A 25,671-nucleotide genomic window follows, 5' to 3' on the forward strand; every position below is an offset into this window, starting at 1 on the left:
GCCCTCCTCAACGAGAATTCACCCTCGCGCACGTTTCTCCACATTGGCGATGCGCTCTGGCACGCCGAACTCCTGCCGGCAGACGTCAGCGAGCACCGCAATCCCTTCGCGGATTTCATCATGCGTGGGGCTGGCGAAGCAGATGCGAATGTGGCTGTGCGCATAGGTCTTGTCGACAGACCACTCCGGGCCGGGATTGATCGACACGCCGGCCTTGAGCGCGGCCTGATAGAGCTTCATCGCATCGACATTGGCGGGCAGTTTCACCCACAGAAAGATGCCGCCTTTGGGTTCGTCGAATTCCGCCGCCGTGCCGAACTGCTCGTTGAGCGCATCCATCAGCGTCTCCAGCTTGGCGCGTAGTCCGCGCGTGGCCTTTGGCACATGGGTGGCGAAATGCGGCACGCAATATTCGGCGAGGACCATCTGCTCCAATGCGCCGGAGCCGGCATCGGTCTTCAGCGCCAGCATGCGTGACATGATCTCCCAGGGCGCGACGATGTAGCCGACGCGGAGAGCAGGCGCGATCGACTTGGAGAACGAGCCGATATGGATCACGCTGCCGCTTGTATCCATCGCGTGAATCGCCGGCGGACGCTCGCCGTTCCAGATCAGATCGGCATAGCAATCGTCCTCGAAGATGGGGACGCCATATCTGGCCGACAGCGCCAGCAGCTCGCGGCGACGGCTTTCCGGCATGATGGTGGCAGTCGGGTTCTGCACGGTCGGGATCGTATAGATATATTTCGGCCGGATGCCCTTCGCCTTCAGATCTTCCAATGCTGAGGCCAGCGCGTCCATCCGCATGCCGTCGTCATCCAAGGGAATACCGACGATATTGACGCCGAGACGGGTGAGCCGGTTGATGGAGCCCTGATAACAGTCGCGCTCGATGATGACGGTGTCGCCACGGGCGAGCAGGCTGTGATTGACGAGATCGAGCGCCTGCAGCGAGCCGGAGACGACCAGGATATCATCAGCCGTACAATCGATGCTTGCGTCGCGCTTCAGCTTGCCGGCGATGAAGGTGCGTAGCGGCAGATAACCCTGCGGACCGCTCGCCAGACCGTAGGTTGCCAGCGTGCGTCCCTCGCGCAGCATGACGGCATTGGCGGCGGCAGTCAGGCCCTCTACCGGCACCTGGTCCATATCGTTGTTCCCGCCGACGAAGCTGTATTTGGCGAGACCGGTCCATTTTGCCGCAGCCGCGGGCAGGCCCGGAGGCAGCAATGGCGCGTAGTCGAACCGTGCAGTGGTCATGAACGTCGTCTCCCTGAAGCTTTTTATGATGAAGGCTGCCTCGTTGGACCGCCCCCCGCGTGTATCGCGCGCCGAATGCCGGATATTACCCCTTTGCCCTCACGCGGCGCACCATTAGAGTGCCGCCGAAATGTAAGGCTTTTCCGGCAGGGGCATGCACGACTTAATCCGCGATATCACGCTGTGTATCCTGTTTGCGTGGGGCATCGGGCTTATTGCGCATTTCACCCGTCAGCCACTGATTCTTGCTTATCTGATTGCCGGCTTCATCATTGGGCCATTCGGCATCGGCTGGGTCAAGTCGGACGAATCCATCAGCACGATCTCCGAACTCGGCCTGATCTTCATGCTGTTCATGATCGGTCTCGAGATCGACCTGAAGAAGATCATCCGCGCCGGCAAGGTCATCCTGTTCGCCGCGGGCGGCCAGTTGATCGCAGGCTGCGTGCTCGGCGCCGCCTTCTTCATGGCGCTCGGGCTCAAGCTCGGCGGCGGCGGGTTCGACGCGCTGTATCTCAGCGTCGCCTGTGCGCTCTCCTCCACGGTGGTCATCGTCAAGGTGCTCTACGAGAAGCGCGAGCTCGACACCCTGCCGGGCCGTATCACGCTCGGCATCCTGGTGCTGCAGGACATCTTCGCGATCCTGTTTCTGGCGGTGCAGCCGAGCCTCGCCGATCTGCAGGTCAGCGTCATCGCCCTGTCGATCGCCCGCGTCGGCGTGCTGGTCGCCACTGCGCTGATCCTGAGCCGCTATGTGCTGCCGGCGCTGTTCCACCAGATCGCGCGGCGGCCGGAGCTGGTGCTGCTGGGCGCGCTGGCCTGGTGCTTCCTGATCGGCGAGATCGCCGAACGGCTACATCTGTCGCGCGAGATGGGATCGCTGGTGGCAGGTGTGTCGCTATCAACCTTCCCCTATGCGCTCGACGTCACTGCCAAGGTGACGACGCTGCGGGACTTCTTCATCACGCTGTTCTTCGTCGCCGTCGGCATGACGATCCCGATCCCGAACGGCGCCACTATCGGCCTCGCCCTGATCATTGCCGTGTTCACCGTGATCAGCCGCATGCTCACGACCTTCACGCCGCTGTATCTGATGAAGCAGGGGCTGCGCGCCAGCCTGCTGCCGGCACTCAATCTGGCGCAGATCAGCGAATTCTCACTGGTGGTGCTGCAAACGGGCATCGCCGCCGGCCACATCACCACGCAGACCTCCAGCGCGGCGTCCTTCGCCTTCGTGATCCTGGCGGTCCTCTCGACCTTCGCGATGATGCGCAGCGACCAGATCACGCGCCTCTTGATCGGCCCGATGAAGCGCATCGGGCTGCGCGACCTCGATCACGGCCAGGGCCGCGAGGGCGATCATGCCGAGGGCCATGGCGACGCCCGCCGCATCGTCATTCTCGGCTTCTTCCGCACCGCGTCCGCCCTGCTCGCCGAGATCGAGCGCCAGAACGCGTCGCTGCTCGACCAGATCAGCGTCGTCGACTTCAATCCGAACGTCTTCCGCACCTTGGTCGGGCGTGGCCAACACGTGATCTATGGCGACATCAGCAATGTCGACACGCTGGTCCATGCCGGCGTCGGCAAGGCCGAGATCATCATTCTCAGCGTGCCGGACTCGCTCCTGAAGGGCGCGAATAACGAGAAGCTGGTCCGCCATGTCCGCTCGATCAACCCGACCGCCAAGATCATCTCCACGGCGGACGTGCTCGGCGACGTGAGCGATATTTACGCGGCCGGCGCTGATTACGTCACCGTGCCCCGGCTCAGCGACGCCCATGCGCTGTATGAGGTGATCGAGGCCGCCGATCAGGGCCTGCTGGACGATAAACGCGCCGAAATGGACGCGCAGCTGGCGGAGCGGCGGGAAGTGCTGCCGTAGACGCAGACTGGCCGGTCCTAATGAGATCTCGCCAGATAGGATTTCATCTGACTACCTCTGGTAAATATTTCAAATAAATACAACTTGAACGATATTTTTATATCGTTACGCTCCGTGATCGGACTGGAGTTCGCCTCATCCAATCTGGGGAGTCATGCCACCATGGTGTTTTCCGCCGAAACGCTGCAGCGAGACCTTGCGATCGGTCTGTTCAGTCTGATCGTACCACTGGGAATCTACATCGGGCGTATGAACGTTCGCGCCAGCAGGCGTGAGATCGTCCGTGATCTAGAGCGATTATTTCAATTTGCGAACATCGATGGACGACCACTCATTCTACCGTCCTTCGAACTGGTTAAGTACAAGTATGATCCGGACGCCAATCCAGAGCGCAGCTCTCTTGGTCCCGATGCGAATTCGTTTCGCTATTATGCGTTTCCAGTCACGATGTATATCATACTGACATTTCTCTGTTTCGTATTTGTTTTTGATCGCGGCCAGGATTCGTATTTCTGGAAGCCGACCGAGACGGCAGGTATGATAAGTTATGCGTTTCTGGGCGGCTACGTCTGGTCGACGCAATACCTGGTCCGAAGGATTTCGAATTTCGACCTTTCGCCGACCTCATTCTTTCACGCGTTTCTGCATATCGTTCTTGCCAACTTCGTCGCCGCGGCGATTTCCCAAAGTGGCATTCTCCACGCGCTCGACGCTGTTACAGATGTGTCGAAAGCCCAAGTGGGAATCTCATTCATCATCGGCTTCTTTCCTGATCTATTTCTGAGCGTGCTGATCGCAAAATTTCCTTGGATATCGCTTCGTCGCGTCAGCAATGCGAGCAAGGATCTTCAGGAAGAATTGCCGCTCGACATGATCCTCGGAATCGACCCATTTATGAAGTTGCGGCTCAGCGAATTCGAAATCGAGGACGTACAGAATCTCGCAACGATCAATCCGATCCAGATATTTGTCGAAACGCCGTACGGCCTATACGAAGTCATCGATTGGGTCGCCCAGGCGCAATTGATCCTTGCCGTCGGATCCGAGAAAACGAAGAAGCTACGTGAGATGAATGTGCGAACGATCTTTGATCTCGAACGTTGTCTCAGGAATCAGGTGCTGCGCAACGGTTTGGCTGCAGCTCTTCTTTCGACTGTTCGGACGCCACCATCGCCCTTCAAGGAGCCGCTAGCCACCGAAGAAGCAAAAGGCGAAGGAAGCGAGAGGCCTCTGAATGAAGAGGATGAGCTGCAGGCAATCGTCGCCTTCATTCGCGACGACTTGCATGTTCGCCGCCTCCGCCAGATCTGGGATGTGATCAATAACCGGCTGGACGAGCGCCGGGCGCCTGACAAGCGTCCGACACCTGCACCTGCTGTAGCGCTGGCACCCTCGCCGGCAGCGGCAGTCGCAGCGACGGCGCAGGTCGCTAGAAACTAGGTGGTAGATTGGCGAGCGGGTCCAGACTGGTTACAAACGGCGTTTCCGCTCGTTCTGGCCAATCGGAGATCGCCGAGGCCCTCGATCACGATCTGCCGGGAGGCCGCGCCGAAATGGACGCGTAGCTGGCGGAACGGCGGGCTGTGCTGCCGTAGCAGAAGCGCTCTTCTTCCTCTCTCCCCAGGCGAAACGCAGCTTCGCTAGGTGGGAGAGGGTGGATCGAACGCGTCAGCGGTCGAGACGGGAGAGGGCCACACATGCGCCATCGCTTGTGGCTCCCCTCTCCCTGACCCTCCCCCACAAGGGGGGAGGGGACACATCTGTCCGAGTGCGTGGCTTTAGTGTGCAAGTTCGTGCATTCGGGGCCCATTCCGCACTGCGAACCCGCATACCGCCCCCCATTTCCGCGGGTTGCACCGCCCCCCGCTCTGCGCCATATGGACTTCACACAGAGCAAGAGTGCATCCGAGGCGAATTTTATGGCCGACCCGATTTCAGACGTTCTGCAAGCCTTTGCCGCCGGCGAAATGGTCGTGGTGACCGACGATGACGACCGCGAGGGCGAAGGCGACCTCATCGTCGCCGCGTCGTTCTGTACCGCCGAGAAGATGGCCTTCATCATCCGGCATACCTCCGGCATCGTCTGTGCACCGATCACCACCGAGGATGCGCGGCGTCTGCGGCTCGATCCGATGGTCGTCAACAACGATAGCAACCACACCACCGCCTTTACCGTCTCCATCGACTACAAGCCCGATGGCGGTACCGGTATTTCAGCCGATGAGCGCGCCTCCTGCTGCCGCGCACTGGCCAATCCGAATGCCGGCGCCAATGACTTCGCCCGCCCCGGCCATATCTTTCCGCTGATCGCTAGGGAGGGCGGCGTGCTGATGCGCTCCGGCCATACCGAAGCCGCCGTCGATCTCTGCAAGCTGGCCAATCTCGCGCCCGTCGGCGTCATCAGCGAATTGATGAACGACGATGGCTCGGTGATGAAGGGCCAACAGGTCGTTGACTTCGCGGCCAAGCACAAGCTCAAGCATGTCACGATCGCTGACATGATCGCCTATCGGCAGGCCCGCGAGAAGCTGATCGAGCGCGTCTCGACCTTCACCACTGACAGTCCGATCGGCCCGCTGCACGGCTATTCCTATCGCTCGCCGTTCGATCCGATCCACCATGTTGCCTTCGTTTACGGCAGCGTCGGCGACGGCAAGAACGTGCTGACGCGCTTCCACAAGCCGAACATCGTGCGCGACGTGTTTTTCGGCCCGGCCAAGATGCAGCCCGTGCTGGAACGCTTCAAGAAGAACGGCAGCGGCGTGCTGGTTTATCTGCGCGATGGCGCCGCGGGCGTGCCCGTCGAGCCGCTCGATGCGCCGAAGTCGGCGGAAGCCGACCGCAACCGGCAGTGGCGTGAAATCGGCGTCGGTGCACAGATCCTGCGCGATCTCGGCGTCACCTCGATCCGCCACCTGACCTCGTCGACCCATGACTACAAGGGCCTGTCGGGTTTCGGCATCGAGATCGCCTGCAACGAACAGCTTGATGGCGATAGTTCAAAGACCTAAAATGCCGTAGCACGCAATGCGCGGGTGCCGCCTGAGACGGCACCCTGTTGAGCGAAACAGCGCTTGCGACCAGAACACGCGCAGCCAATGCGCATTACTCAGCCATGATGTGAAAGGGATTTCGATGAGCGTTGCCCCCAAGGCAAAGGACAAGCCGGCCGCTGCAAGTTTCCAGTGGGACGATGCGTTCCTGCTCGATAGCCAGCTCACCGAAGACGAGCGCATGATCCGCGACACCGCGCGCGCTTACGCCCAGGACAAACTGCTGCCGCGCGTCAACGACGCTTATCTCAATGAGCATACCGACCGCGAAATCTTCAACGAGATGGGCGAGCTCGGCCTGATCGGCATCACGCTGCCGGAAGACTATGGCTGCGCCAATGCCAGCTATGTCGCCTACGGCCTCGTGGCCCGCGAAATCGAGCGCGTCGACTCCGGCTACCGCTCGATGAACTCGGTGCAGTCGTCGCTGGTGATGTATCCGATCTACGCTTACGGCGATGAGACCCAGCGCAAGAAATACCTGCCCAAGCTCGCCACCGGCGAGTGGGTCGGCTGCTTCGGCCTCACCGAGCCCGATGCCGGCTCCGATCCCGGCGGCATGAAGACCCGTGCCGAGAAGGTGTCGGACGGCTACAAGCTCTCGGGCTCCAAGATGTGGATCTCGAACGCCCCGATCGCCGACGTGTTCGTGGTGTGGGCGAAGTCCGCCGCACATGACAACCAGATCCGCGGCTTCATCCTCGAGAAAGGCATGAAGGGCCTCACGGCACCGAAGATTGGCGGCAAGCTTTCACTGCGCGCTTCGATCACCGGCGAAATCGTCATGGACGGCGTGATCGTTCCGGAAGAAAACCTGCTGCCCAACGTGTCGGGCCTGAAGGGTCCGTTCGGCTGCCTCAACCGCGCCCGCTACGGCATCTCCTGGGGCGTGCTCGGCGCCGCCGAGGACTGCATGGCCCGCGCCCGCCAGTACACGCTGGACCGCAAGCAGTTCAACCGCCCGCTCGCGGCCACCCAGCTGGTGCAGAAGAAGCTCGCCGACATGCTGACCGAAATCTCGCTCGGCCTGCAGGGCTCGCTCCGTGTCGGCCGCCTGATGGACGAAGGCAATTTCCATCCGGACATGATCTCGGTGGTCAAGCGCAACAATTGCGGCAAGTCGCTGGATATCGCCCGCATGGCCCGCGACATGCACGGCGGCAACGGCATCCAGGCCGAATACCATGTGATGCGCCATGCGCAGAACCTGGAGACCGTGAACACCTATGAGGGCACGCATGACGTCCACGCGCTGATCCTAGGACGTGCGATCACGGGTATCCAAGCGTTCGGTTAAGCGTCTACGCTTCAGGTTTCAAAGTTTCGAAATGCCCGGCCTTGTGCCGGGCATTTTTTATTTGGCCATACTTCCGTCATTCCGGGGCGCGGCCGGCACTTGCCGGACGTGAACCCGGAATCCCGGAGTGTTTGGCTACGGAGACTGCCATGTCGAGATTCCGGGCTCGGTCCCGCCGCCTGCGGCGTCGACCCCGCCCCGGAATGACAGAGGGTTGACGCTCGCCCTTTCATGTATCATCATAAGTTACATGAGACGAGACAACCGCCTCTCCGCCACGCTGCATGCGCTGCTGCACATGGCCGAGCAGAACCGCCCGATGACCTCCGCCGAACTGGCCATGTGCATGACCACCAATGCAGTGGTCGTCCGCCGCACCATGGCGGGACTGCGCGAAGCGGGCCTCGTGCGTTCCGAAAAGGGCCATGGCGGCGGCTGGGAGATCGCGCGCGACCTCGCAACCGTGACGCTGAAGGACATCTATGACGCGCTGGGCAAGCCCAGCCTGATGGCCATGGGCATTCATCTGGAAAGCCCGACCTGCCTCGTCGAGCAGGCCGTCAATCACTCGCTCACATCGGCCTTCGCCGAAGCAGAAGCCGTGCTGATCGGCCGCCTTGCGGATGTCACGCTGGCGCAGCTCGCCGCGGATTTTCACGCGCGGGCGGAGGATCATCGCAGCAAAATTCAGAGCAAGATTTCAAGGAAGACAAAATGAGTTTCGATGCCATTGTCATCGGCGGCAGCTATGCCGGCCTCTCCGCAGCGCTGCAATTGGCGCGTGCGCGCCGCAAGGTCCTGGTCATGGATTCCGGCCAGCGCCGTAATCGCTTCGCTGAACACTCGCACGGCTTTCTCGGCCAAGATGGCCGCGCCCCCGGCGCAATCGCTGCGGACGCCCGCGCGCAGTTGATGAAATATCCCACTGTCGAATGGGTCGATGCGACGGCCACAGATGGCTCGGGCGTCGTGAACGACTTCACTGTCAGCGCCGAGAGCGGCGCGCGCTATCAGTCCAGGCGCATCATCCTCGCTGCCGGCGTCGTCGATACGCTGCCGGATGTCCCCGGCCTCACCGAGCGCTGGGGCAAGCATGTGTTTCACTGCCCGTATTGCCACGGCTATGAACTCGATCAGGGCCGGATCGGCGTGCTGGCGTCGTCGGAGATGTCAATGCATCACGCCTTGATGCTGCCGGATTGGGGATCGACGACGCTGTTTCTCAACGGCGCGTTCACGCCGGACGCGGACCAGCTCATGCAACTGATGCAGCGCGGTGTCACCGTCGAGCGCGAACCGATCAGGCAATTGTCAGGCGCATCCATCGAGGTCGAACTCACGGATGGCCGCATCATTCCGCTCGATGGCATGTTCACGCTGACGCGCACCAGTCCGGCCTCGCCGCTCGGCGCACAGCTCGGCTGCGCCATGGAAGACGGACCGATGGGACCGTTCCTGCGGACCGACATGTTCAAGGAAACCACCGTCTCCGGCGTATTCGCCTGCGGTGACATGGCGCGCGCGACGGGCTCCGTGGCGCTTGCGGTGGGCGATGGTGCGATGGCCGGGGTCGGCGCGCATCGGTCGCTGATGTTCGGGACAGGGCACGCGTAGCACACACTCGTCATTCCGGGGCGTGGCCGGCTCTTGCCGGACGCGAACCCGGAATCTTGCAGTGATCGGCACTTCTCTCCACCCGCACCATAGAAGTGATGAACACATCGGGATTCCGGGTTCCGCCCCGCCGCCTGCGGCGTCGGTTCGCCCCCGGAATGACAGGCGTGCGATGCCCGCCGCATATCAGCCGCGACGCGCCGCCGTTTGCTTTCCCCGCTCCCCTTGCTAGTCATCACAGGCGAAGAACACCCTGGGAAGGACCGACCATGAGCGACAAGGATAACGGCGCCAACGACGACGTTCCGTTCAATCGCGATTATCCGCTCAAGCCCGGCGTCGTCGATCAGGTCCGCCCAAACGTGCGCCGGGTTCTCTGCAACAACCCCTCGCCTTTCACCTTTACCGGAACCAACAGCTATATCGTCGGCACCGGCAAGGTCGCGATCATCGATCCCGGCCCGGCCAGTGACGCTCATCTGCAGGCGCTGCTCGATGCCGTTAAGGGCGAGACCGTGACGCATATTTTCGTCACCCATACCCACAGCGACCATTCGCCGAATACCGCGGCGCTCAAGGCCGCCACCGGTGCCACGGTCTATGCCGAAGGCCCGCACCGCGCCTCGCGGCCGCGCTTCGAGAGCGAGAAGCACTCGCCGGAATCCGGCGCTGACCGCGACTTCAAGCCCGACGTGCTGGTGGCAGACGGCGAGGTGATCGAGGGCGACGGCTGGGCGCTGGAAGGCGTGGCGACGCCGGGCCATACCGCCAACCACATGGCCTTTGCCTGGCGCGAGAAGAAGTATCTCTTTGTCGCCGATCATGTGATGGGCTGGTCGACCTCCATCGTCGCGCCGCCCGATGGCTCGATGATCGACTACATGGCCTCATTGGACAAACTCGCCGCGCGCGATGAGGACCTGTATTTCTCCGGCCACGGCCCGGATATTCCCGACGCGCAGCGCTATGTGCGGTTTCTCATTCGCCATCGCCGCGCTCGCGAAGCCTCGATCCTGCATCGCCTCGGCAAGGGCGAAGCGGATATCCCGACCATCGTGCGTGCGATCTATATCGGGCTCGATCCCCGCCTGACGGGTGCCGCCGGCTATTCGGTGCTGGCGCATCTGGAAGATCTCGTCGCCCGCGGCCTGGTGCTGACGGACGGCGACCCGGTCATCGGCGGAAGCTATCGGATGGCTGCTTAACCTCTCCCCGCATTGCGGGGAGAGGTCGCCGCGTCTTCGCGGCGGGTGAGGGGCAGGGCACACACTCACAACAATCAAGCGACGATTGGATCGCGCCGACACGAGAGAAAAGCTCTGCGGCATCGACGTGCCCACGCCCCTCACCCCACCCCTCTCCCCGCCTAGCGAAGCTTTGCTTCGCAGGGAGCGGGGAGAGGGAGCGAGAGGACGGTGCGTCCGAAGTGAGACAGTCCTTACGGCAGGTTCACGATCTCGACCCAGTTCGGATTCTTGCCCACGGGTGTTTCGTTCAGCTTGGTCAGGCTGCCCGTCGCCTTGTCGATGGCATAGGCCGTCATGCTGTTCGAGAGCTGACCGACCGCCAGCAGATAGCGGCCCGACGGATCGATGTTGAATCCGCGCGGCTGTTTCTCGGTGGCGGTCGAGCCGAGTGACGTCAGAGCACCGGTTTTGGGATCGATACGAAACGCCGCGATCGTGTTGCTGGTGCGCTCCGACGCATAGAGAAACTTGCCGTCCGGCGTCAGATGGATATCCGCCGCCCAGGGCTTGCCGTCGAAACCCTTCGGCAACGCGGAGGTGACCTGCGTTTCTTTCTTCAACGTGCCGGTGGCAGCGTCCCACGGAAATACATAGATCGCCGCGTCGAGTTCGTTGAGCAGATAGACGAACTTCTTGTCCGGCGAGAACACCAGATGGCGCGGGCCACCTTTCGCCTTCACGCTCACGGTCGGCGGATCGTTCGGCGTCAGCTTGCCGGCCTTGGCATCGAATTTCTGCTGATAGATGACATCGCCGCCGAGGCTCGTATGCAGCACATAGCGATTGGTGGGATCGACGATGATGCAATGCGCGTTCGGTTCGGTGGCGACGACCTGTTGTGCCGGCGCGATCACGCCACTCGGCCCGATGGCGTTCACCGTCACCTTGTTGCCGCCATAGGAGGCGCTGAGCAGAAATCGCCCGGTGCGATCGACCGCGATATAGGCCATGGAATCGGCCAGTGGCCCGGGGCCAACAAGTTTCAGTTTTCCAGTTTTGGCATCGATATCGAAGGTCACCGCCGTGTAGGGCTCGTTGCGCAAACCGGCATAGAGCCGGTGCTTCTCGGGACTGATGGCCAGCGGCAGCGAGCCGCCCGGCTTTGCCGGTCCCGGCACCGCGACGGTGTCGATCGCAGCGAGACTGCCATTCGCCTTCAATTCGAGGATGCTGATGTTCTGGCTGTCGGCATTGCCGACATAGACATAGGTGGCGGCACTGGCCGATGACATGATGAGCCCTGTTGCTAACGGGAACGAGACGATCGCCAGCAGCGCCTTCAAACCGGCGCTGGCACGCGTGAATGGCCAACGGCGCGAAACGGAACGAACCCGTGCGAGCATCAACACCTCCCTGCCTCTTTTCATTGGGAGGGATGATGCTACCGCCTTTTGGAATAGGCAAGCTGCGCTGCGGTAAAGTCAGAACCGGAAGATCAGAACCGGCCCGCGACCGTTACCCGCAAGGCCAGCGGTTCGACCGGATGCAGCGCGCGATCCATGATGCCGGTCTGGCACACCGCGGCAGGCGCCGTCGGCGCCCCGCCACCCGCCGGGAAACACGCAGCGAACAGCGAGTCCGTTTTCAGCAGCGAGCCATAGGCATAGGTGATCTGGTCGGAACTGCTGTCGAGCACGTTGAAGGCATCGAGCTGGATGCGCCAGCCATTATCGAAGCGGTAACCAACCTGGCCGTTCAGCAAACCCGTGGCTGGCGAGATGAAGGCCGCGTCTTCAGTCAGCGGACGCGGGCCGAAATAACGATAGCGCAAGGCGCCAAACCAGCCGGTGGCCTCGCCAAGCCTGATGCCAGCCGAGGCGATCATGTTGGGCGCGCCGGGAATGAAATTGCCGGGCGCATTGCCAATCTGCGAGGCCGGATAGCCGTCGAGCTCCGCATAGGCCGCCGCCTGATCGGCATTGCTGCCGCGGAAGCGCACGCGGGTCATTGCGAGATCGGCTTCAAGACTCAACCATGACGTGGGCTTGTAGTCGTTGGTCCATTCGAAGCCGACGCGGCGGCTGGGACGACTCGCTTCAGTGTCACCAGCATCACCGACGAACAGGATCTCGGAGGCGGAATCCAGCATGAAGAGCGCGATCGAGCTGGTCAGCCCTGGAATGAGCCTGGTGCGCAATCCAATCTCCGCGCCCTTTGTCTTGACCAGGAACGGCGAGCTATCGACCGACGAATCGTCGCTCGGCGATTCCTTGATGGTCACACCGCGCGCGTCGTTGCTGTGAAAGCCCTCGCCGGCATTGAGGAACAACTCGGTCTTCGCAAAGGGACCAATCACCAGACCTGCCTTGGGGCTGCCGATGGTCGCAGTGGCACTGCCGGAATTGGCGGGATTGAAGAACGAATTGACCGTAGTGTCGTAATAGTCACCGCGCCAGCCGATATTGGTGCGCAGCCAGTCGGTCCAGAAGGTGGTGTTCTGCACGAACACGCCGACGCTGCCTTCCTTCACGCCGTCGTTGCGCGTGGTGGAGAGATATTGCCGCTTGATGGTGTTGCCGAGGCTCACATTGATATCGTCGTAGCGGCTCTGGATGCCGACTTCGGTTTCGTTGCGGAAGCCCGCGATATTGTACTTGAATGTATGCGAGGCGTTGATGCCGCCGAGCACGCGGTCGTCATATTGGTGAAACTGATCGCCATTGACCGGATCGCTCAGGAAGAACGTGAAGTTGTTCCACAGATTGAGCTTGCTCTTGATGACGTAGAAATCGAGTTTGGTTGCGCTGTCGAGATCGGTTTGCCGGAGACGGCCGGACAGCGAGAAACGCTCCGAATTGCCACCATCGCTGGGATCGAGCGCGCCATAGCGGCCGATCTCGCCGGAAGTGATCGCGCGTAGCGGCACCTGATCGGTGGAATTCCACTTGTTGCCATAGGCCATGCCGGTCAGCGACAAACCGTTGTCGGCCGTCCCCTGGCTGTAGCGGATCACGCCGTTGAGCTTCTGGAGCTTGTCGGGATTGTCCCACGGGCCGTTATAGATATTGGCCTCGGCGGCCACCAGCAGCGTGCCTTCGCCAACTTTGCCGGAGGTGACGCCGAAGGCCCGGTTGTAACCGAAACTTCCTGATGTGATCGACGCCATGGTGCGCGCGACGCTGTCGATCAGGCTGACATGGATCGCACCCACGGACGAGAAGTCGCCTTCATCGGCGAAATACGGTCCCTTGCGGACGTTGACTGAATTGATCAGCTCGGGGATCAGAAAATTTGTATCGGCATAGCCCTGACCGTGACCATGGGTGCGCATGTTCACCGGCATGCCGTCGATGGAGATGGCGAGATCGGTGCCGTGATCGAGATTTACGCCGCGCAGGAAATACTGGTTGGCTTTGCCCTCGCCGGAATACTGCGTGATGATCAGGCCGGGCGCAACTTCCAGCGCTTCGGCCGGACGCGACAGCGGACGTGCATTGACCTCGGTGCCGCTGACAGTCTTCTCGCTGGCAGAGGCGACCGGCGCCTGCGCTGCACTGGCGCGGGGCGTGACACTCATGCCGCCGGCCCCCAACGTCGGTGCGGCAACATGGCGTGCCGCTGGACGGCCTGCCTCATTCCCGCTGCGCGGTGCACGTGGTTTGGCCGCAGGCCGCGGCGGCGCCTCGACTTCGACCGGCGACAGCACTGTCACCGGCTGCGCAGCCGACGGCGTGACGGCTGCGAGCGAAGCCAGGGCGATTCCGGCCGATGAAAAGAGAGAGCGATGCATCGGTCAGTCGGCCGGGCTATGCTGGGTTCAACCGGAACACACTGACATGCCAAGTATGACAAAGTCAAAGATTCGTCATACTTCTTGAGAGGACCGATGCAGCGCATTACGATCACGCTCGACGACGACCTGATGGAAGAGCTGGATGCTGTCATCGCCGAACACGGCTATCAGAACCGCTCCGAGGCGATCCGCGATCTCACCCGCGCCGGCATGCAGCAGGCCGCACAGGAGAAGGGCAAGACCGGCGAATGCGTCGCCGCCCTGGTCTATGTCTATGACCACGCCCAGCGCGATCTCTCCCGCCGTCTGGTCGACACCTATCACCATCACCACGACCTCTCGCTGGCGACGCTGCATGTGCATCTGGACGGCGACAACTGCATGGAAGTCACCGCGCTGCGCGGCTCCGGCAGCGAGGTACAGCACTTTGCCGATCACATCATTGCGGAGCGCGGCGTGAAATATGGGCGGGTGGTGATGATGCCGACGGGGAAGAAGGCGGAGGGGAAGAAGAAGGGGCACAGTCACGGGTGAAGTGGAGTTGCGCGACAAGCTGAGGGAATCCTTCCCCCTTGCGGGGAGGGTCGGCCGAGCGAGGCGATGCGCAAGCATCGACGAAGTGGAGGCCGGGGTGGGGGTAGCCCCACACTCAGGCCGGAGTTTGTGGCACCCCCACCCGACCGCGCTACGCGCGGCCACCCTCCCCGCAAGGGGGAGGGAGAAGCCAGATCAATCCCAATCCGGCGCGAAGCCTGGATTCACCAGCCGCTGCGTCTTCGGCAGTGCCGCGATCGCCTCGCGGTCGTGGTCGTCCAGCGTGACCTTCAGCGCGTCGAGATTGGCCTGCTGGCTCTCCTTGCGCGACGCCTTCGGGATCGCAGCGACGCCGTCCTGATCGAGCAACCATTTCAATGCGACCTGCGCCGCTGACACGCCGTGCTTGGCGGCGATCTTTTTCATCACGTCGTTGTCGGCCAGCCGGCCCTGGCCGAGCGGGCAATAGGCCACCAGCGGGATCGACTTCGACCGCAGATAGGTCAGCAGCTTCGTCTGGTCGAGCAGCGCATGATATTCGACCTGATTGCAGGCGACCGGCGCGCCGATCTCCTCCACCGCCTGCTTCATCAGCTTGACCGGGAAATTCGCGACGCCGATGGCGCGAACGCGGCCCTCATCCTTCAGCTTCAGCAACGTCTCGAAGATCGTCGGGAGATTCATGCCCTTCGAGGGCCAGTGCACCAGATAAAGATCGATGACATCGAGACCGAGTTTCTTCATGCTGGTGTCGAAGGCGCGCTTGATGGCATCCGGCGCGAGATTCTCATGCCAGACCTTGGTGGTGACATGCAGATCCTTCCGCGCGATACCCGAAGCCTTGATGCCGGCGCCGACTTCGGCCTCGTTGCCATACATTTCGGCGGTGTCGATGTGCCGATAACCGAGGTCGATAGCGCTTTCCACGCCGGCGACGCAGCCGTCACCCGTGAGCTTGAACGTGCCGAGGCCGAGCTTCGGCACCTTGATGCCCTGGGTATTCAGATTGTCCATGTCACTTCCTCAAGCATGTCAATTCTTCAATATGGCGAAACCGTCCGAGACGACGGCGCCTGAAGTGTTTGATACGGTGCCAGCCTGCAACGATAAACTCAAATCACCGGGAGAGTTTCAGCACCATGGAAAAGGCATTACGCGGATGGCTCGACTCCCACGGCCTGCTGGCCATCACTGCGGCCGTGCTCGGGGTCATCAGCCTGCTGGCCATGATCCTGGTGGTGGGCGGCTTCTGGCTGGCGCGCTAAGCGGCATCATCTCACGATGTCGCTGATGGGCTTCTGAATGTCGTGCCTGGACTGGTGCCACTTCCCGAAATACGCGACACTCCGGGCCTGATCGCCACCCGGATTTTCCATGCGCTATTCGCTGACGTCGCTGCTCAGGCAAACCCTCACCGGCCATAAAGGCTGGACGCCGCAATGGCGCGATGCTGCGCCGAAGGCCGAATACGACATCGTCATTGTCGGCGGCGGCGGACACGGGCTGGCGACGGCCTATTATCTGGCCAAGGAATACGGCCTCAAAAACATCGCCGTGCTCGAAAAGAGCTGGATCGGCTCAGGCAATATCGGCCGCAACACCACCATCATCCGGTCCAACTATCTTCTCTCCGAGAATATCTCGCTCTACGAGCTGTCGCTGAAATTGTGGGAAGGCCTCGAGCAGGACTTCAACTACAATGCCATGGTCAGCCAGCGCGGCGTGTTGAACCTCTATCATTCCGACGGCCAGCGCGACGCCTATGCCCGGCGCGGCAACATGATGCGGCTGAACGGCGCCGACAGCGAGTTGCTGGACCGCGAGGGGGTCCGCAAACTCTATCCGTTCCTGAATTTCGACGCAGCGCGGTTTCCGATCCAGGGCGGCCTCTTGCAGAAGCGCGGCGGCACCGTGCGCCATGATGCCGTCGCCTGGGGCTACGCCCGCGGCGCCAGCGATCGCGGCGTCGACGTGATCCAGAATTGCGAGGTCACGGGGATCGACATCGTCGACGGTCGCGTGGTGGGCGTGCAGACCTCGCGCGGCGCGATCAAGGCCAAGAAGATCGGCATTGCCGTCGCCGGCTCGTCGTCGCGCGTCGCGGCGATGGCCGGGATGCGGCTGCCGATCGAAAGTCATGTGCTGCAGGCCTTCGTCTCCGAGGGACTGAAGCCTGTCATTCCCGGCGTCATCACCTTCGGCGCCGGGCACTTTTACATCAGCCAGTCCGACAAGGGCGGCCTCGTCTTCGGCGGCGATATCGACGGCTACAACTCCTATGCTCAGCGCGGCAATCTGCCTGTGGTCGAGGATGTCTGCGAAGGCGGCATGGCCCTGATGCCGGCGATCGGCCGCGCGCGGATGCTGCGCGACTGGGGCGGCCTCGTCGACATGTCGATGGACGGCTCGCCGATCATCGACCGCACCCACGTCAAAGGACTCTATCTTAATGCCGGCTGGTGCTATGGCGGCTTCAAGGCGACGCCGGGCTCGGGCTTCGTCTTCGCGCATCTGCTGGCGAAGGACGAGCCGCATCCCGCTGCCAATCGCCTGCTGCTCGGTCGTTTTCGCAGCGGTCACGTCGTCGACGAAAAGGGCCAGGGCGCCCAACCGAACCTGCACTGAGGCCCCATGCGCATCCCCTGCCCCTATTGCGGATCCCGTGACGCCTCGGAGTTCTCCTATTCCGGCGACGCCACGCTGACACGGCCCGCGCCCGATAATGCCGATGCAATGTTCGACTATGTCTATCTGCGCGACAATCCCGCCGGCGTGCACAGGGAATATTGGTATCACGCCGCCGGCTGCCACGCCTGGCTCAAGGTCACGCGCAACGTCTCGACGCATGAGGTAATCGACGCCGTGCTCGCTCATGACGAGGCGACGTCATGAGCATCTCGCGTCGCCTCGCATCCGGTGGTCTGATCGACCGGTCCAAGCCGGTCAGCTTCAGTTTCGACGGCAAGACCTATGGCGGCTATGCCGGCGATACGCTGGCGTCGGCGCTGCTCGCCAATGACACGATGCTGGTCGGCCGCTCGTTCAAATATCACCGGCCGCGCGGCGTCTTCTCGGCCGGGCCGGAAGAGCCGAATGCGCTGGTGACGCTGCGCTCGGGCGCGCGCGCCGAACCAAACACCAAGGCCACCACGGTCGAGCTGTTTGATGGCCTCGCCGCATCGAGCCAGAACTGCTGGCCGTCGCCAAATTTCGATCTGCGCGCCGTGCATCAGCTCGCCGGGCCGCTGCTCAATGCAGGCTTCTACTACAAGACCTTCATGTGGCCCGCGGCGTTCTGGGAGAAATTCTACGAGCCCGCCATCCGTGCCTCGGCGGGCTTGGGTGCACTCAGCGGCCTCGACGACCCCGACACGTATGAGAAATCGCACGCCTTCTGCGATCTGCTGGTGATCGGCGCCGGCCCGGCAGGCCTCACCGCTGCGCTTGCGGCCGGGCGCGCCGGTGCGCGCGTGATCCTCGCCGAAGAAGACTTCGTTTTGGGAGGTCGTCTGCTCAGCGACACCGCACAGATCGACGGCGTCTCGGCGGTCTCATGGGCGGCGCTGGCGGAGGCCGAACTCGGCACCCTGCCGAATGTCCGCATCCTCAAGCGCACCGCCGTGTTCGGCGCCTATGACGGCGAATATGGCGCCATCGAGCGCGTCAGCGATCATCTGCCGGTGCCGCCGCCGTTCGCGCCGCGCCAGCGGCTGTGGAAGATCGTCGCCAAACAGTGCGTGCTCGCCGCTGGCGCGCAGGAACGACCGCTTGTATTTCCCGGCAATGACAGGCCCGGCATCTTGGCGGCTTCGGCATTGCGCACTTATGCCAACCGCTTCGGCGTGGTGCCGGGCCAACGCGTTGCGATCTTCACGACATCGGACGATGGCTGGCGCAGTGCGTTCGACTTGCAAGCGGCCGGCGCCGAGATCGCTGTTGTGGTCGATGCACGGACGGAGGTTTCGCCTGAGGTGCGCAAACTCGCAGGCAATGCACCGCAGTTTCTCGGCGCGCATGTCTCGGACACATCGGGCTATCGCCGGCTGACGAACATCGAGATCACCGACAGTGCTGGCCAGACGCGCAGCGTGGCCGTCGACACGCTCGGCGTCTCCGGCGGCTGGTCGCCGAGCATCGGCATCGCCACGCATCTCGGTGGCAAGGGCAGTTGGTCGGAGGAGAAATCGGCGTTTCTCTGCAACGACATGCCACCGGGCATGCAGATCGCAGGCGCCGCAGCCGCGCAATGGACGCTCGCGGACGCGCTTGAGCACGGCGCGCTGGCCGGAGCAAAAGCGGCCTCGCATGTCGGCCTCGGCCTGCAGACGCAGAAGCCGATCGTTGCAAGTGACGAAGCATCCGGCAACACTCCGGTCTGGCTGTTCAAGGGATCGCGCCGCAAGGCGTTTGTCGACCTGCAGAACGATGTCACCGCGACTGATGTTGCTCTCGCGGCGCAAGAGGGCTTCCGTTCGGTCGAGCAGCTCAAGCGCTACACGACGCTTGGCATGGCGACCGATCAGGGCAAGACGTCCAACGTCAACGGCCTTGCGATCCTCGCCGGCGAAATCAGGAAGACCATCGCCGAGACCGGCGCGACGCGGGCGCGCCCGCCGCATGTGCCGGTCGCCATCGGTGCTTTTGCGGGTCTGCACAGCGGCAAGCATTTCAAGCCGGTGCGGCTGACGGCGAGCCACGCGGCCTCTGCTGCATTGAACGCGACCTTCGTCGAAGCCGGCCAATGGATGCGCGCGCAGTGGTTCAATTTGCCCGGCGAGAATGACTGGCTCACGAGCGTCACCCGCGAGGTGAAGGCTGTGCGCTCCAGCGTCGGCATCTGCGATGTCTCGACGCTCGGGAAGATCGCGCTGTGCGGGTCCGATGTCGGCACCTTCCTCGACCGCGTCTATATCAACACCTTCTCGACGCTGCCCGTCGGCAAGGTGCGCTATGGCGTGATGCTGCGCGAAGACGGCTTCGTGATGGATGACGGCACCACCGCGCGTCTCTCCGCCGATCACTATGTAATGACCACCACGACCGTGAATGCCGGCAAGGTGATGCAGCATCTGGAATACTGCCATCAGGTGCTATGGCCCGAACTCGACGTGCAGATGGTCTCGGTGACCGAACAATGGGCGCAAGTTGCGGTCGCGGGGCCGAAGTCGCGCGACCTGCTGCAGGCGCTGCTCGGCGACGCCTTTGATGTCTCGAACGAGGCCTTTCCGTACATGGCCTGCGCCGAGTTTCGTGTCGGCAATATTCCGCTGCGGCTGTTCCGCGTCTCGTTTTCCGGCGAACTCGCTTATGAGATCGCCGCGCCCGCGGGCTATGGCGAGGCGCTGTTCAACGCGCTGATGCAGGCCGGCAAGCCGCTCGGCGTTACGCCCTATGGCACCGAAGCGCTGTCAGTGATGCGGATCGAAAAGGGCCATGTCGCCGGCTCCGAACTCAACGGCCAGACCGTGGCGCGTGATCTCGGGCTTGGACGCATGATGTCGGTGAAGAAGGACTATATCGGCCGCACCATGGCGGCGCGTGAAGCGCTGATCGATCCCGACCGCCCTACGCTGGTCGGCCTGCGCCCCGTCGATCGCAGCCAGCGCCTGCGCAATGGCGCATTGCTGTTCGCGCGCGATGTCATGCCTGCGCCGGACACCAATGCCGGCTTCATCACCTCTTCGGCTTTCAGCCCAAGCAATAATCACTGGATCGGGCTCGGCCTGCTGGCGCGCGGACCGGAGCGACACGGCGAGATCATCCGCGCCTGGGACCCCGTACGCTCCGGCGATCTCGAACTTGAGGTCGTCGATCCCGTCTTCGTCGATACAGAAGGAGCGCGGCTGCGTGCTTGATCTCGCCCATATCCCAGCCTTCGCAAACCTGCGCTCCATGGGCGATGGCCGCGGCGTCATCGCACGGGAACGTCGCGGCATCGCCATTGCGACGGTCATGGCCCGCAAGGGCCAGGGTGCCGCGCTCGCTGCTGCCGTGAAGGAACAGTTCGATATCAACCTGCCACGGGGACCGCACGGCTCCGGCAGCGATGCGACATCATTTCTCGGCACCGGTCCCGGCCGCTGGCTGGTGACCCACGATGCGGGCACACCGCGTTTCGTCGTTAGCCTTGCGCAGCAGCTCGATGGCCTCGCCTCCGTCGTCGATCAGTCCGATGGCGTCGGATTGCTGCGGCTAACCGGGCCGGCCCTGCTCGACGTGCTGGCCAAGGGCGTCGCCATCGATCTTAGCGCCGCGGCGTTTCCAGCCGGCAGCGTTGCGGTCACGCAGATCGCGCATATGGGCGTGACGCTGTGGAAGGTCGACGAGGCGCCAACGTTTCACATTGCGGCTGCGCGCAGCATGGCCGGTAGTTTCCTGCACTGGCTGGAAGCATCGGCGGCCGTGACGGGACTGGCCGTGGAGTAGTCTACGTCTGCCCTCTCAGGTGTCATCCCCGCGAAGGCGGGGATCCATAAACGCCGAAGAACTAAGTCAAACGTGCTCGTTGTAGCTCTGCTATTTTATTACACGCATCGTGGTTATGGGTCCCCGCCTTCGCGGGGACGACAACCGAGAGAGACGATCTCGCCGCGCTCAATATCCCCGGCTGCGATCCACCGAATCCTTCGGCTGCACGCCCAGCTTCACGGCTTCGGCCGTCGCCAAAATCGTATCACCGATGGCGGTCATAGTGACCTCGCAGGCGTCGTGCGGCGTCAGCACGATCTGCGGATGCGACCAGAACGGATGGTCCTTGGGCAGCGGCTCGGTGTGGAATACATCGAGTGTCGCGCCGGAGAGGTGCCCGCTGGCAAGCGCATCGAGGATATCCTGCTCGACCGAGTGCTCGCCGCGACCGACCTGAATGAGATAGCTGCCGCGCGGCAGCTTGGCGAACAGGCTTGCATCGAGGATGCCGCGGGTTTCTTCGGTGAGCGGCAGCAGGTTCACCAGCACCTCGGAACCCGCGAGCATCGCGTCGAGCCCATCGCTGCCGTGGAAGCCGGTCACGCCCGGTGTCGTCGGCTTCGCCGAGCGGCTCCACACCCGGACAGGGAAGCCGAGCATCGCCAGATCGGACGCGACGCGGGCGCCGATGGCGCCATAGCCGAGAATACCGATCGGAACCTCGGACGGGCGACGGCCGCCACCGAGGCGCTTCCACACGTGATCGCGCTGGTTCTGCAGATAGGTCCCGAACTGGCGCTGGTGATAGATCACGTTCCAGATCACGAAGCCGGACATCATCTGAGCCTGTGCCGGCTCGACCACGCGCACCACGTCGATGCCATCGCGCAGGCTCGGACAGTTCAGGATGCTGTCGGCGCCGGCGCCGATGGAACACGCCGCCTTCAGGTTCGGATAGTGATCGAACGCATCCGCATGCGGATGCCAGCTCACCGCCATGTCGACCTTGGCCGGATCGGTGCCGTCAAGGTGATCGACAAAATTGACCTTGCCGTCGAGCCGGGCGATTTCGTTGGTCAGGTATTTGCGCAGGTTGATGGTCCTGCTCAGGAAAACGCAAGTCACGGGAGACGTCGGCATAAGGTCAGGCGGCCTGGGATGGCGAACTCTGGCCGGGGACGGCACCGAGCAATTCGCGGGTATAGGGATGTTCCGGCGACGCAAACAATTGCGCCGTCGGCTTCAGCTCGACGATCACTCCGCGCTGCATCACCGCGATGCGATCGCAGATCTGTGCGGCGACGCGCAGATCGTGGGTGATGAACAGCATAGACAGACCGAGGCGGGCCTTGAGGTCTTCGAGCAGCTTCAGCACCTGCGCTTGCACCGAGACGTCGAGCGCGGAGACGGCTTCGTCGGCGACGATGATCTCCGGATCCATCGCAAGCGCGCGGGCGATGCCGAGACGCTGGCGCTGGCCACCGGAAAATTCGTGCGGATAACGGTCGAGCGAGCCGGCATCGAGGCCGACCATCCCCAGCAGATCACGCGCACGCTGCATCGCGACCTTGGGATCGGTGCCGCGGGCGATCGGGCCATCGGTGATGATCTGGCCGACCCGGCGACGCGGATTGAGCGAAGCGAACGGGTCCTGAAAGATCATCTGGATGCGGTGGCGCTGCGCTCGCAGCGCCTTGCCTTCGAGGGCCGTGAGATCGATATCCCCGATACGCACGGTCCCCCGGTCGGCCTCGATCAGCCGCATCACCAGACGCGCCACTGACGATTTACCCGAACCGGACTCGCCAACGAGACCGACGGTCTCGCCCTGCATGATCGAGAACGTGACTTCGTTCGCTGCCTGGACGCGGCGATCCGGCTTGAACCAGCCGCCCGAGGTCACATAGGTCTTGTCGAGGCCGATGACTTCGACAGCCTTCGCATTTTCATCCAGCGACGCTCGCACCGGCGGATGCATCGACGGAACGGCAGCCAGCAGAGCCTTGGTGTAATCGTGCTGCGGATTCCTGAAGACAGCGTCGATCGAGCCTTCTTCCACGATCTTGCCATGGCGCAACACCACGACGCGGTCGGCGATATCGGCGACGACGCCGAAGTCGTGGGTGATGAACATCACAGCCATGTTGCGGCTGCGCTGCAGGTTGCGGATCAGCTTGAGGATCTGGGCCTGTGTGGTGACATCGAGCGCGGTGGTCGGCTCGTCGGCGACGAGCACCGATGGTTCGAGCGCAAGCGCCATGGCGATCATCGCGCGCTGGCGCTGGCCGCCGGAGAGCTGGTGCGGATAGGCGCGGATGATGCGCTCCGGATCGGGCAGACCGACTTCCTTAGCGAGGCTGAGGGCCTTGGCGCGGCGCTCCTTCGGCGTCAAAAGATTATGCGCCTCGAACATTTCCATCATCTGCTCGCCAATCCGCATCAAGGGATTGAGCGCGGTCATCGGCTCCTGGAACACCATGGCGATGCCGCGGCCGCGCACTTCGCGCCAGCCGCTCTCGTCGAGCTTCAGAAGATTCCGGCCCTCGAACAGAACTTCGCCGGTCTCGGTCTTCACCGTATCCGGCAACAGTCCCATCAGCGCATGCGCGCACATGGACTTGCCGGAACCGGATTCGCCGACGACGCAGACGATCTCGCCGGGAATGAGATCGATGGACACGCCATCGACCGCATAAGGGCGTTCGGCGCTCTTCGGCAGGGCGATCTTGAGATTCTTGATGGAAACGGCGGGGGTAGCAATCATCAGCGGCTATCCTTCGCCAGGCGCGGATTGAGCGCGTCGTTGAGGCCTTCGCCGATCAGGTTCATGCCGAGCACCGAAATCAGGATGGCAACGCCGGGGAAGACCGTGATCCACCAGGCCTGACGGATCACCGTCCGGCCCGCGCCGACCATGTAGCCCCAGGACATCAGGTTGGGATCGCCAAGGCCGAGGAACGACAGCGAGGATTCCAGCAGGATCGCATTCGCCACCATCAGCGACGCCAGCACGATCACCGGTGACAGCGCATTCGGCAAAATCTCGCGCGAAATGATCCAGGTGTTACTCTGGCCGGTCACGATGGCGGCCTGGACATATTCGCGCGTGCGCAGCGACAGCACCTCGCCGCGCACGAGGCGCGCCACCGGCGGCCACGAAACGATGGCGATGGAACCGACGATGGAATAGATCGACGGCTGCAGGATCGCCACCAGCACAATGGCCAGCGGGAAGCTCGGAATGGTCTGGAAGAACTCGGTGAAGCGCATCAGTGCGTCGTCGACCTTGCCGCCGAAATAGCCGGCGATGGCGCCGAGCGGCACACCGATGGTCAGCGCCACGGTGGTCGAAACGAGACCGACCAGCAACGACACGCGGGCGCCGTAGATCAGGCCGGCGAACACGTCGCGCCCCAGCGCATCGGTGCCGAGGGTCACCATGGGATTGGTGAAGGGCGGCAGGAACGGCCGCTGCACCATGCGCCAGGGCGAGGTCGGGAAGATCATCTGCCCGAACAGCGCGACGAAAATCGCAAGCGTGATGATGACCAGACCGATAACGCCGCCGGGATTGCGCAGCATCAATTTCCAGAACTTCTTCATGATGCAAACTCGATGCGTGGATCGACCAGCCGATAAACGAGGTCGGTGACGAGGTTGAAGATCAGGACCATCGCCGAGCAGACCACGAAGACGCCGAGCAGAAGGTTATAATCGCGTTGCAAGAGCGCCTCATAAAGCAACCGGCCGATGCCGGGCCATGCAAACACCGTCTCGGTGAGCACCGCGCCGCCCACCAACGTACCGGAATGGACGCCGGCCAGCGTCACCACCGGCAGCAGCGCGTTGCGCAGCACGTGGCGGCGCTGGATGATGTTGTCGCGCAGGCCCTTGGCGCGGGCGGTCTTAACGAAATCCAGCCGCTTGACCTCAAGCATCGAGGCACGCGTCATGCGCGTATAGGTCGCCATGAAGAATAGGCCGATGGTCATGGCCGGCATCACCAGATGCAGAGCCACGTCTTTCACATGTGCCCATCCGGTAAAGTTTCCACCGACGGTCTCGTAGCCAAAGCTCGGCAGCCAGCCGAGATAGACGGAGAATAGCAGGATCGACATCAGCGCGACCCAGAAGATCGGCGTGGCATAGAACAGCAGCGCCGAGACAGTGATGGCGGTGTCCGCCCATGTCCCCGCAAATCTCGCGGCCAGCGTACCGAATGTGATGCCCAGCAACAGCGATATGCCGAACGCCGTCAGCGTCAGCAGCAGCGTCGCCGGCAGACGCTCGGCGATCAGCCTCGCGACCGGCATCTGCTGGCGGAACGAGAAACCGAGGTCGAGGGTGACGACACCCTTCACGTAAATGAACAGCTGCTCCGGCAGCGGTTTGTCCAGTGAGAACTTTTCGCGCAGCTGCTGGACGAATTGCTCATCGCTGGCGCCGGCTTCACCGGCCATCACCGCTGCGGGATCGCCGGGCGCAAGGCGGATCAGGAAGAAGTTCATCACGATGATCGCAAGCAGGACGAACACGCCCTTCACGATCCTCTGGGCAACGAATGACAGCATCAGAGGTCCATCGCATTCAGGTCAGAGTACACAAAGAAAACCCGTGACAATCCGAGGGATCGTCACGGGCAT

Annotated in this window: 21 protein-coding genes; 13 read left to right on the plus strand and 8 right to left on the minus strand. The window is 62.7% G+C overall.

Features of this window, described 5'->3' with window-relative positions; all coding sequences use genetic code 11:
* Nucleotides 1-18 precede the first annotated feature (18 nt).
* Entirely contained in the window at nt 19-1,260 is a 1,242-nt protein-coding gene (locus tag BLW80_RS21020) for an aminotransferase-like domain-containing protein (protein ID WP_093759468.1), read from the minus strand.
* A gap of 154 nt (nt 1,261-1,414) precedes the next feature.
* Here BLW80_RS21020 and BLW80_RS21025 point away from each other — a divergent pair, with 154 nt between their 5' ends.
* From BLW80_RS21025 to BLW80_RS21055, 7 genes are all read left to right on the plus strand, one after another.
* Entirely contained in the window at nt 1,415-3,142 is a 1,728-nt protein-coding gene (locus BLW80_RS21025; RefSeq protein WP_093759469.1) for a cation:proton antiporter, read from the plus strand.
* An 84-nt stretch (nt 3,143-3,226) separates the two neighbouring features.
* A complete protein-coding gene (locus BLW80_RS21030; RefSeq protein WP_170849750.1) occupies nt 3,227-4,582 on the plus strand; it encodes a hypothetical protein in 1,356 nt (451 codons plus the stop codon).
* Nucleotides 4,583-5,061: 479 nt separating this feature from the next.
* On the plus strand, nt 5,062-6,153 hold the full coding sequence (gene ribB / locus BLW80_RS21035; RefSeq protein WP_089263618.1) for a 3,4-dihydroxy-2-butanone-4-phosphate synthase: 1,092 nt from the start codon (nt 5,062-5,064) through the stop codon (nt 6,151-6,153).
* Between the two features lie 124 nt (nt 6,154-6,277).
* Nucleotides 6,278-7,492, plus strand: a complete 1,215-nt coding sequence (locus tag BLW80_RS21040; RefSeq protein ID WP_093759471.1) for an acyl-CoA dehydrogenase — start codon at nt 6,278-6,280, stop codon at nt 7,490-7,492.
* A gap of 250 nt (nt 7,493-7,742) precedes the next feature.
* Nucleotides 7,743-8,210 (plus strand): RrF2 family transcriptional regulator, encoded by a 468-nt coding sequence (locus BLW80_RS21045; RefSeq protein ID WP_093759472.1) that lies wholly within the window; start codon nt 7,743-7,745, stop codon nt 8,208-8,210.
* Nucleotides 8,207-9,106, plus strand: coding sequence for an NAD(P)/FAD-dependent oxidoreductase (locus tag BLW80_RS21050; protein WP_093759473.1), 900 nt, complete (start codon nt 8,207-8,209; stop codon nt 9,104-9,106). The genes BLW80_RS21045 and BLW80_RS21050 overlap by 4 nt, the downstream gene beginning before the upstream one ends.
* Before the next feature lie 269 nt (nt 9,107-9,375).
* Nucleotides 9,376-10,311, plus strand: coding sequence for an MBL fold metallo-hydrolase (locus BLW80_RS21055; protein WP_093759474.1), 936 nt, complete (start codon nt 9,376-9,378; stop codon nt 10,309-10,311).
* Between the two features lie 233 nt (nt 10,312-10,544).
* Here the strand turns inward: BLW80_RS21055 and BLW80_RS21060 are convergent, their stop codons facing one another.
* The gene (locus tag BLW80_RS21060) at nt 10,545-11,696 is read right to left on the minus strand and encodes a lactonase family protein (RefSeq protein WP_093759475.1); all 1,152 of its coding nucleotides are present in this window, start codon (nt 11,694-11,696) and stop codon (nt 10,545-10,547) included.
* A 92-nt stretch (nt 11,697-11,788) separates the two neighbouring features.
* A complete protein-coding gene (locus tag BLW80_RS21065) occupies nt 11,789-14,083 on the minus strand; it encodes a TonB-dependent receptor domain-containing protein (RefSeq protein ID WP_093759476.1) in 2,295 nt (764 codons plus the stop codon).
* A gap of 96 nt (nt 14,084-14,179) precedes the next feature.
* Between BLW80_RS21065 and nikR the strand changes: the two genes are divergently transcribed.
* Nucleotides 14,180-14,620, plus strand: coding sequence for a nickel-responsive transcriptional regulator NikR (gene nikR, locus BLW80_RS21070; protein WP_093759477.1), 441 nt, complete (start codon nt 14,180-14,182; stop codon nt 14,618-14,620).
* A gap of 195 nt (nt 14,621-14,815) precedes the next feature.
* Here nikR and BLW80_RS21075 read toward each other — a convergent pair whose 3' ends face one another.
* Nucleotides 14,816-15,634 (minus strand): aldo/keto reductase, encoded by an 819-nt coding sequence (locus BLW80_RS21075; protein ID WP_093759478.1) that lies wholly within the window; start codon nt 15,632-15,634, stop codon nt 14,816-14,818.
* Between the two features lie 125 nt (nt 15,635-15,759).
* On the opposite strand from BLW80_RS21075, the gene BLW80_RS30940 reads away from it, so the two are divergent.
* From BLW80_RS30940 to BLW80_RS21095, 5 genes are all read left to right on the plus strand, one after another.
* Nucleotides 15,760-15,885 (plus strand): hypothetical protein, encoded by a 126-nt coding sequence (locus tag BLW80_RS30940; protein ID WP_256461202.1) that lies wholly within the window; start codon nt 15,760-15,762, stop codon nt 15,883-15,885.
* Between the two features lie 109 nt (nt 15,886-15,994).
* On the plus strand, nt 15,995-17,245 hold the full coding sequence (locus BLW80_RS21080; protein ID WP_093759479.1) for a sarcosine oxidase subunit beta family protein: 1,251 nt from the start codon (nt 15,995-15,997) through the stop codon (nt 17,243-17,245).
* A gap of 6 nt (nt 17,246-17,251) precedes the next feature.
* Entirely contained in the window at nt 17,252-17,512 is a 261-nt protein-coding gene (locus BLW80_RS21085; protein ID WP_093759480.1) for a sarcosine oxidase subunit delta, read from the plus strand.
* On the plus strand, nt 17,509-20,475 hold the full coding sequence (locus BLW80_RS21090) for a sarcosine oxidase subunit alpha family protein (RefSeq protein ID WP_093759481.1): 2,967 nt from the start codon (nt 17,509-17,511) through the stop codon (nt 20,473-20,475). Before BLW80_RS21085 ends, BLW80_RS21090 begins: the two co-directional genes overlap by 4 nt.
* Entirely contained in the window at nt 20,468-21,046 is a 579-nt protein-coding gene (locus BLW80_RS21095; protein WP_139285874.1) for a sarcosine oxidase subunit gamma, read from the plus strand. The genes BLW80_RS21090 and BLW80_RS21095 overlap by 8 nt, the downstream gene beginning before the upstream one ends.
* A gap of 168 nt (nt 21,047-21,214) precedes the next feature.
* Here BLW80_RS21095 and BLW80_RS21100 read toward each other — a convergent pair whose 3' ends face one another.
* From BLW80_RS21100 to BLW80_RS21115, 4 genes are read right to left on the minus strand one after another with little or no spacing between them, the layout of a single operon-like run.
* Nucleotides 21,215-22,153 carry a 2-hydroxyacid dehydrogenase gene (locus BLW80_RS21100; protein ID WP_244528367.1) on the minus strand — a complete coding sequence of 313 codons (939 nt, stop codon included), beginning with the start codon at nt 22,151-22,153 and terminating at the stop codon, nt 21,215-21,217.
* A gap of 19 nt (nt 22,154-22,172) precedes the next feature.
* Nucleotides 22,173-23,792, minus strand: coding sequence for an ABC transporter ATP-binding protein (locus tag BLW80_RS21105; protein ID WP_093759484.1), 1,620 nt, complete (start codon nt 23,790-23,792; stop codon nt 22,173-22,175).
* Nucleotides 23,792-24,631, minus strand: coding sequence for an ABC transporter permease (locus BLW80_RS21110; RefSeq protein WP_093759485.1), 840 nt, complete (start codon nt 24,629-24,631; stop codon nt 23,792-23,794). Before BLW80_RS21110 ends, BLW80_RS21105 begins: the two co-directional genes overlap by 1 nt.
* Nucleotides 24,628-25,599, minus strand: a complete 972-nt coding sequence (locus tag BLW80_RS21115) for an ABC transporter permease (RefSeq protein ID WP_093759486.1) — start codon at nt 25,597-25,599, stop codon at nt 24,628-24,630. Before BLW80_RS21115 ends, BLW80_RS21110 begins: the two co-directional genes overlap by 4 nt.
* Nucleotides 25,600-25,671 lie beyond the last annotated feature (72 nt).

Origin of the sequence: Tardiphaga sp. OK245, from assembly GCF_900108575.1 — a bacterium.
Lineage (GTDB): Bacteria > Pseudomonadota > Alphaproteobacteria > Rhizobiales > Xanthobacteraceae > Tardiphaga > Tardiphaga robiniae.